Genomic DNA, 9012 nt, shown 5'->3' with positions numbered 1-9012 from the left:
GCGTTGGGTTAGCCAGTTTAAAAAAGAACAACAAGGTATAACCCCTAAAGCTACTGCATTAACACCAGAGCAATTACGTATTCAGCAGTTAGAAAGAAGCACTATAAGCTGGGAAATATTTCACCTGTTCAATATGAGCAGAAGTTACTAAAAAGTGCCTAAACATGTCTCCAAATTTAGTTGACCGTTACAATCTGGCTAAGAGAAAAGATGAACACCACTGAATTGCGGTTGGCAAAACTTGCAGAATAGCAACTACAATGATAATGTGATTACGTCACAATCGCTTGGTAATTATACCGTCAGCATTCCTTGGTAATCACACTAATACACGTGTATTAGCTTAGACTTGATCTGACACTATCCCTTGGTAATCACACTATTCAGTTAATACTTAAACCTTAACTAAAGCTGTCAGTTGCTAAGCGTTTTTCAACTTCTTTAAGATGATGCATTGTTGTTGCTTTGGCTAAATCTTCATTGCGTTGCATTAATGCATTAAGCATTTGTCTATGCTCTTCTAATACGGCATCTGAGTTGTTTTGGCGAAGTTTATGATGGAATTGTTTGCTAATCACTGAGGTTTGCCTTGCTTGCCATAACCATTCATATAATGAAATGAGCGCATTGTTTCTGGTTGCTCGCACTATGGTTAAATGAAACATTTGATCAATTTTTTCAGCTTTAGCGATATCACCTTGCTCAGATGCGCTTTGCATGGCTGTAGCTAATTGCTTTAACTGGTGCAGTTCGCTGTTACTAATTCTGCTCGCGGCTAATTTGGCTGCTTCGGTTTCTAAAATTAACCGAGTTTCTAATATTTCAAACGCGCTAGGGAGCTCATCCGATAAATCTATTGGGTTTGATTCTCCCGGTTCTAGTGCATAAATGCCAGAGCCGGTTCTAATTTCAACCAGTTTATTCACTTCTAGCGCGATCATTGCTTCACGAATGGTTGAACGGCTCACATCATATTTAACGGCTAAATCTCTTTCTGATGGAAATCGTTCACCGGGTTTAATTTCACCTGCTGAAATTTCTTCAGCTAATTTATTGGCTATTTGGATATATAAACGTTTTTGTGAGTTTTCCATAATGGGCTATGCAAAGTAAAAAGCAACTTTGATTATTATGCCTAAATAATTAAAACTTTAAAACCCAAAAGGCCTGACCATTTTTAGGTGGCTTTAAATACATAAAAAATCAAGGTTGACTCTATAAAACAAATACTTTTACAATAAATTGGTCAGGCCAATATAGGGTTAATACTTTTGACTAATAAAAATTTTAAATTAAAGCAGTTGCTCTGCTGTTTTTTAGCTGGCGTTACTACGATTACTTATGCTGCGGACAATACTGAAACAAATAAAAAAGAAATAGATAAACAGCAAACCCTTACTCAAAACCCGGGGGACAGAGAAGGGCACAATATGCAAGAAGTTGTGCCTAGAGAGGTTATTCCACCAGCTCCGGTATTAAATATTGACGATGCGATGAAAGCTTTTGTTGTTCATCCCGATTTTCAATTAGAGGTTGTTGCGAATAGCCCTTTGGTATTTGATCCAGTTGTTGCGCAATACGATGCTGCTGGTCATTTATGGGTAGTTGAAATGACCACATTTATGCCTGATGCCGACGCTAATGGGGAAATGCAGCATGAAAGCCAAATTGTGGTATTGAGCGATAAAAATAACGATGGGGTAATGGATGAGCGCCAAGTTATTCTTGAAAAACTATTGCTACCTCGGGCGCTCGCTTTTATTAAAGGCGGTATTTTGTGGGCTGACAGTCAAAATTTATACTTTACTGAAATTTCAAATCAATTAGGCAAGTTTTCAGTTGGTAAAACCGATGTGATTGATGCTGAATATGCTGCAAGCGGTAATGTTGAACACAAACCTAACGGTTTGTTGTACAGTTTAGATAATTGGTATTATAGCGCTAAAGCCGATATAAAATATCGCCCTTATCCATTAACCGCTGATATTCCCGCGGGCAGTGAAGAAATATATCGAAATCATTTGTGGAAAATGGTTAAAGCGCGTACTGAATTTAGAGGTCAGTGGGGTATATCGCAAGACGATTATGGTCGCCACTATTTCAATTTTAATTCAAGCCCAATTCAAACCACGTCATTTTTACCTGATGCTGCTATTAAAAATAGCAAATACAAATTTCCAAAATCCATATTGGAGCAACCCGTTGGTACAACCGATGTTTATCCTATTCGGGTTAACCCTGGTGTAAATCGGGGTTATCTTGATGGGGTTTTAGATGAGCATTTTCGTTTAAGCCATCACACCGCTGCTTGTGGTCCTTTAATTTATCGTGGTCACCAGTTTCCGCAAGAATATTATGGTATTGGTTTAGTATCAGAGCCTGCTGCCAACTTAATCAAAGCGACACGCATTGTTGATCATAATGGCGTGGTTTCGGGTGAAAACTTGTTTGAAAAACAAGAAATAATTGCGTCAACCGATGAACGTTTTAGGCCAGTTAATGCTTATAATTCACCAGACGGCACGGTTACCTTGGTTGATTTTTATCACGGAATTATTCAGCACCGAACTTATTTAACTAGCTATTTGCGCGAGCAAATAACCATGCGTGAATTGGAACGTCATAAACACCTTGGCCGCATCTACCGGTTAAAACACAAAAACTCACCGGTTAAAAAACCGGACTATTTGGATAAGTTAGCTGCAAACGAACTCATTGATTATTTAGGCCATAATAATGGTTGGCATAGAGATATGGCTAAACAAATCATTGTGATGGAGCAATCTAAAGAGTTAGTGCCAGCTTTAAAAAAACTCGCCATCAACCCTTCTAACCATTTAGCGCAAATAAATGCCTTGTGGACTTTAGAAGGCTTAGGTGCTGTTGATTTTGCTGTATTAAAACAAGCAGCCCAATCGACTAATCCAAAAGTATTACGCTCCGTTTATAGGCTCGTTGCAAAGTTACCACAAGATCCGACAATTAACTTATGGTTGTTGCAACAAGTACAAATTACCAACCTTGAAAGCAAAAGTGCACTTGAATTAGCTTGTGGAGCGCACAAAGCTTGGCAAGCTTTAGCAACAATTATTAATAAATTTGGCATATCTGATTTTACTTTTTCTGCACTGGCTAATGCTGAATCTGAATTTTTAGCTAGCCAAGGCGAGCAGATCTCATCGCAACATGCTGACAAAATAACGACAGTTATGAATGTTAAAATAGCGGATCATTCTTTAGCTCATTTGTCTGAAGAGCAATTGGCCAGTTTTACTCGCGGTAAAGCTTTATACGAGGGCGAAGCATCTTGTTTTGGTTGTCACGGTAAAGATGGAGAAGGGAGTGCTATCGTACCACCTTTGAATAATAGTGAATGGGTTGTCGAGTCTTCAGCTCGGCTAACCGCAATTCTGTTACATGGTTTTACTGGTGAGATAGAGGTGAATGGCAAATTATTTGCTTCGCCAATGTCGATGCCCGGACTGGTTGATAATGCTAATTTTGATGATCAAGCATTAGCGGATATTGCCACTTACATCCGTAATGCTTGGCATAACAGCAGTAGCGCGGTTGAACGGTCAGATGTTGCAAACGTTCGTCAGTCAACGTTGGAACAATCTGTACCTTACACGACAGAAACGATAAAAAATAAATTTAATTAATGGGTATCAAAATGGATGATAAAACAGTCAAACTAGGCGTTATTGGCTTAGGCAATATTGCACAAGCGCATATTAATAATGTGTTACAGGGTGAAGTTAAAAATACGCAATTAACCGCGGTTTGTTCTCGCCAGCAAGGGAAAAATGCATTAGAGGGAGTTTGTCATTTTACCAGTTATCAATCCCTGATTGATTCAGGTATGGTTGATGCCGTTTTAATCGCCACGCCAACTATGTCACATTTTGAAATTGCTCAATATGCCTTGCAAAAAAACCTTCATGTATTGCTCGAAAAACCAATTGGTTTGTCGTCTTTCGAGGGTGAGCAATTAGTTGCAAGTGTGCAACCGGGCACTCAATTTGCGCTGATGTTAAATCAAAGAACAGATGCAAATTACTTAAAAATTAAACAAATTGTTGATTCTGGTGTGTTAGGCGAAATTACACGGACCCATTGGACTATGACCAACTGGTTTAGGCCAGAAATTTATTTTCAGGCTAGTGACTGGCGTGCCACTTGGAAAGGTGAGGGCGGCGGCGCTTTAGTCAATCAATGTATCCACAATATTGATATTTTTCAGTGGATTTGTGGTGTGCCAGAATCCATTAACGGCTTTTGTGAGTTCGGTAAATATCATGATATTGAAGTAGAAGATGAAGTAACTGCGTATTTTCGATATGCCAACAAAGCGACCGGTGTTTTTGTTGCTTCAACCGGTGAATCGCCCGGGGTTAACCGATTCGATGTGATTGGTGATAAAGGTAGTTTACATTTTGATGCCGGTAAATTGATTCAAAAGTTAAACCAACAGAGCACTCATGCATTTAGCAAAAGCACCACGGATATGTTTGGTACGCCGGAAGTAACCACAACAGACATTACGGCTAATGCGCAAATAAACCAACATGCAATTATTTTAAATAATTTTGTGCGCGCTATTTTATTTGGTGAAACATTAATGACACCGGCACAGGCTGGCTTAGCATCGCTCGATATTGCCAACGCGATATTAATGTCGAGTTGGACAAACCAACAAGTTAAATTGCCACTTGATAGAAAAGCTTACCAAAGCTTGTTAGAGCACAAAATTGAATCGTCAAATTTACGTGTTAAGAGCAATATTCAAGCAACAATTGATATGAGTAAATCATACAGATAACTCAATATAAGGTTTATTTTATGTCGCAAGATAGCAGCAATACCGATTTATCTGAGATTCAAAAGCTCCAAGCTTTATCACAGAAACCTTGGTTTCAACGTGTTCCTGGTTATGTCAAATTAAGTGGTCCGGGTTGGTTGCAAGGTGCAATGACACTTGGCGGTGGCAGCGCAGTGACCTCGTTAACCATAGGGGCAACGTTTGGCTACGAATTATTATGGGTACAACCTATCGCCATGATAATTGGCTGTATTATGTTATTTGCGTTGTCGCATCAAACATTGCATACCCAAGTTAAACCTTTCACCGCCATGAAAAAACATGTCAGTGTTTATTTAGCTTGGGGGTGGGCGATTGCTGCATTTGCATCATCAATTATTTGGGGATTCGCCCATTATCCTTTGAGCGCAGGTATGCTTGAGGAAATTATTTCTGTTAGTACAGGCGTTACTGTTGACGCTAACTCTGGCTTAGATCACGAGATTTATTTACTTATTTTAGCAATACTTGTGTGGGCTGGATGCGCTTATACCGCTTGGAGTTATGGCTCACACGGCCGTGCAGTTAAAGTGTTTGAAACTGGCATTAAATTGCTCAGCGGGATGATAATTATTGCGTTCGCTTGGGTGGTTATTACCGCAGCATTAAACGGAAAAATTAACTGGGGTGCTGTTTTAGCCGGTTTTATTCCAACGTCTTTACCAACCGATAGTGCAGGTGTCACTGTTGTTATGGCTGCTTTAGGCAGCGCGGTTGGGATCAATATGACCTTTATTTATGGCTACACCCTGCTGCATAAAAAGTGGAATAAACAGCATGCCGAATTAGCTCGATACGATATTGCACTGGGTTTAGTTGTTCCCTATTTTTTAGTAACCAGTTTAATTTCTATCGCGGCGGCGGGCGCATTTTTTGGCTCAGATATGGATATTCAGGGAAAATTAAGCCCAATGCAGGCTGGTACTATGTTTATGTCAGCAGGGTTGGATGAAGTCACCAGTCGCTTAATTTTTGCTTTTGGCATTTTAGGGATGGCGGTTGGCTCTTTGGTGATGCATATGTTGTGTTGTGGCTCAGCTGCGGCGGCTATGTTTAATTGGCCGGAAGATGGCATTAAATATAAATTAGCCTTACTTGCGCCAACGCCTGCGGTGCTTGGGGTGTTTTATTGGTCACAAATGGGGCCATATTTGGTGATCCCAACGTCAGCAATTTGTGGATTTTTATTGCCTATTGCTTATATCGGTTGGGCATTTTTAAACAACAATCAAGCCTATTTAGGTAATGCCACACCAACTGGACGCAGCAAGTTAATCTTTAATTGTGCGATGGCAGTATGCATAGTTGCTGTGCTTTCCGGTGTTATTTATTCAACCATAATTAAATTAGGTTAGAGATTTAATGAGCAATCAAGTTAACCATAAAGACGGCGCAAGTTACGCGCCGGTTGGCCAATCAGTTAAAGTTGTAGAGCCAAATCAATTTTATTTTTCAGTCGCTTATTTAGACCATGGCCATATATATGGCCAAACCAATGGTTTATTACAAGCCGGTGCCACGCTTAAATATGTATTTGATCCTGATGCCAAAAAAGTGGCTGCGTTTAAAGACAAATATCCGCAAGTGCAAATCGCTGATAGCTTTGAGCAAATCCTTGATGACCAACAAACACAATTAGTTGCATCTGCTGCGATCCCGAATGTGAGAGCAAAAATTGGTATACAGGTTATGCAATCTGGCAAAGATTATTTTACCGATAAATCGCCTTTTACCACGCTTGAACAATTAGCCGAAGTAAAGCAAGTTCAGCAACAAACCAAAGCGATTTATGCGGTTTATTATGCTGAGCGGTTACATAACGAGGCAGCTTGGCGAGCAGGGGAGCTGATTGCTCAAGGCAAAATTGGCAAAGTTATTCAAGTGATTAATTTAGCGCCACATAGACTAGCAAAAAACAACCGACCGGCATGGTTTTTTCAGAAAAATTGTTATGGTGGCATTTTAACCGACATTGGCTCGCATCAAGTGGAACAATTTTTAACTTATTCAGGCGCAACCGACGCAAGCATTAATTTTGCTCGTGTGCGTAACGTGAATAATCCAGATAAACCTGAGTTAGACGATTTTGGCGAAGTTTCAATGACAGGCGAAAACGGCTGCTCATTTTATACCAGAGTTGATTGGTTTACCCCACAAGGACAAGCGACTTGGGGTGATGGCCGCAGCTTTATTGTAGGCACAGAAGGCACAATGGAAATTAGAAAATATATGGATGTTGCGCGCCAAGCGCCGGTGTCTAAAATATTTTTAGTTACTCAAGAGTCAGAAACCGAAATAGACTGTTACGGCCAATCTCATTTTCCATATTTTGGGGCGTTGATTTTGGACTGTATTCATCGCACAGAAAATGCAATGAAACAAGCACATACTTTTAAAGCGGCAGAGTTGAGTATGTTGGCGCAAAAAGTGGCTGACGGGGTTTGATGATATTGATTAATTAAGTTGATTTGCCCGCTCAGCCAGCGGGCAAATCAACTCATAAATAACTTTTATAACTCAGTAATAAAGATATTTCTAAACCGAACTACATTATCGCGTGCGCCATTTTCAGCAAAGGCTTTACTACCATGATGTTGAATACCAACAAAACCTTGTGCGTCTTTCGTGTCAATCACGTGAGTCGTTAAAACTCCATTCAGATAAATTTTTAATTCAGAACCGATGCACTCAATTTTATAATGATTCCATTCTGCCGCTTTATAAGCGTTCGATTTATAAGTTGTCCATTGTGGTGATAAATTTAGCTTAAAGTCTTCATCTGGGTGAGAGCGTGTATCGTGAACAGGGTTTAACCATTCTCGTCTGCCTTGATCATACAAACCGCCGCTCCATTTTCTATCACTTGGATCAACCTCGGCTTGATAACCATAAGCTTCTTTAAATTCACCTTTATCTCTTACTTGCGCTCTAAAAATAAAACCGGAATTATAGTATTCAGTAATGCCTGATGGCATTTTAACTTCAGCCTCAAAAATGAAATTTTTATACTGTTTTTTGCTTAAGAAAAACCAATTATGTTTTGAAATAAGCTCAATTTCACCATCAACTAATTTAGCTTCTCCATCGTTGTAGACATTTTGCCATTGGTCTAAAGACTGAAGTAAGCTAGTTCGGCTATTATTTTCGACTTGAGTATGTGTACAACCGCTGAGTAGTAAAAGCGCAACCAAGAGGCTCTGTTTTATCATAATAAATCCTTAGTAAATATTGGCCTGACCAATTCTATTGGTTATACCAATAACAAGCAAGGGGGAAGTTGTTGATTATGGCAAGTATGTAGATGACACCATAAGACAGGATTCAATTAGTTTTTGGATTGGTAACGCTGGATCCTACATAAAACAACCTATAAGCCACGTAAATAAAGGGCTGCAAGATTCTTTAATCACCTCTCACAAAACTATAAAATTTTTAATCTTAAGCAGAATTGTTTTAGAAAGTTGACGCCTAGCTTTAAATTATTAACTTCTGCTTTCCGCTCATTTTTTAAATTGTGAATATAAAGCTGGCACGCAATAGTGTCTAATATCTACTGCGTGCCACAAGAAGAAGCTTAGTTCTGAGATCTTTAACATCGGCTAACTGACTTGAGTAGACTTGAATATAGAAAACGCTCAATTTAGGAGTGAAACACGCGACCACAGAACTTAATTTGACCACCGTAATCACTAAGCTCAACCCAACCCCAAAATTCCAAGTGTGTTGAATCACTCTTAAACTGTTTGTATGTTCATGAATTAACAACAAAATATAACGCCACACAATCGCAACTCAAAGATCCAAACAATAATAAAAATCCCGCACGAACATGGACTTATGGTAAAGCATTTTTTCCATAGAAATTTGTAAATCCGTTGTACAGAGATGTTCCTGCAGATAGTTGGGAAGCATGGATATCTATGGAAGAGTTTGCACCCTTATAAGAGCAGACCTAGTTTAATCCTACCAATAAAGCCAACTAGTCAACCTTAAAAAGTAATAAGAGCACACAGAAGGTTACACTAAACCACTACTGTCTACTCTAAACCACCAGTGGTTAAATTAAACCACCATCGTTCTTATTTATATAAGATAGTTGGTTTAAGTATTTTCCTATTGTTTACCAACTGTATTGGCTAAAAAATTCCAAC

The 9012-nt window shown here is 39.2% G+C and carries 6 protein-coding genes; 4 read left to right on the top strand and 2 right to left on the bottom strand.

From position 1 onward, the window contains the following. Positions 1–401: 401 nt before the first annotated feature. Complete coding sequence (locus N7931_RS18605; RefSeq protein WP_262795846.1) at positions 402–1094, bottom strand: FadR/GntR family transcriptional regulator; 693 nt, start codon at positions 1092–1094, stop codon at positions 402–404. Between the two features lie 177 nt (positions 1095–1271). Here N7931_RS18605 and N7931_RS18600 point away from each other — a divergent pair, with 177 nt between their 5' ends. Genes N7931_RS18600 through N7931_RS18585 form a run of 4 tightly spaced genes read left to right on the top strand, consistent with a single transcriptional unit; the run spans position 1272 to position 7306 of the window. Further along, positions 1272–3662 (top strand): PVC-type heme-binding CxxCH protein, encoded by a 2391-nt coding sequence (locus tag N7931_RS18600; protein ID WP_262795845.1) that lies wholly within the window; start codon positions 1272–1274, stop codon positions 3660–3662. An 11-nt stretch (positions 3663–3673) separates the two neighbouring features. Next, a complete protein-coding gene (locus N7931_RS18595) occupies positions 3674–4822 on the top strand; it encodes a Gfo/Idh/MocA family protein (protein ID WP_262795844.1) in 1149 nt (382 codons plus the stop codon). Positions 4823–4842: 20 nt separating this feature from the next. Beyond that, positions 4843–6216 carry a divalent metal cation transporter gene (locus tag N7931_RS18590; protein WP_262795843.1) on the top strand — a complete coding sequence of 458 codons (1374 nt, stop codon included), beginning with the start codon at positions 4843–4845 and terminating at the stop codon, positions 6214–6216. Positions 6217–6223: 7 nt separating this feature from the next. After that, a complete protein-coding gene (locus N7931_RS18585; protein ID WP_262795842.1) occupies positions 6224–7306 on the top strand; it encodes a Gfo/Idh/MocA family protein in 1083 nt (360 codons plus the stop codon). Positions 7307–7371: 65 nt separating this feature from the next. On the opposite strand, the gene N7931_RS18580 is transcribed toward N7931_RS18585, so the two are convergent. Beyond that, positions 7372–8070 carry a DUF1080 domain-containing protein gene (locus N7931_RS18580; RefSeq protein WP_262795841.1) on the bottom strand — a complete coding sequence of 233 codons (699 nt, stop codon included), beginning with the start codon at positions 8068–8070 and terminating at the stop codon, positions 7372–7374. Positions 8071–9012 lie beyond the last annotated feature (942 nt).

It is taken from the genome of Catenovulum sp. 2E275 (genome assembly GCF_025515275.1).
GTDB lineage: Bacteria > Pseudomonadota > Gammaproteobacteria > Enterobacterales > Alteromonadaceae > Catenovulum.
This window is presented reverse-complemented; position numbering and strand designations above follow the sequence as displayed.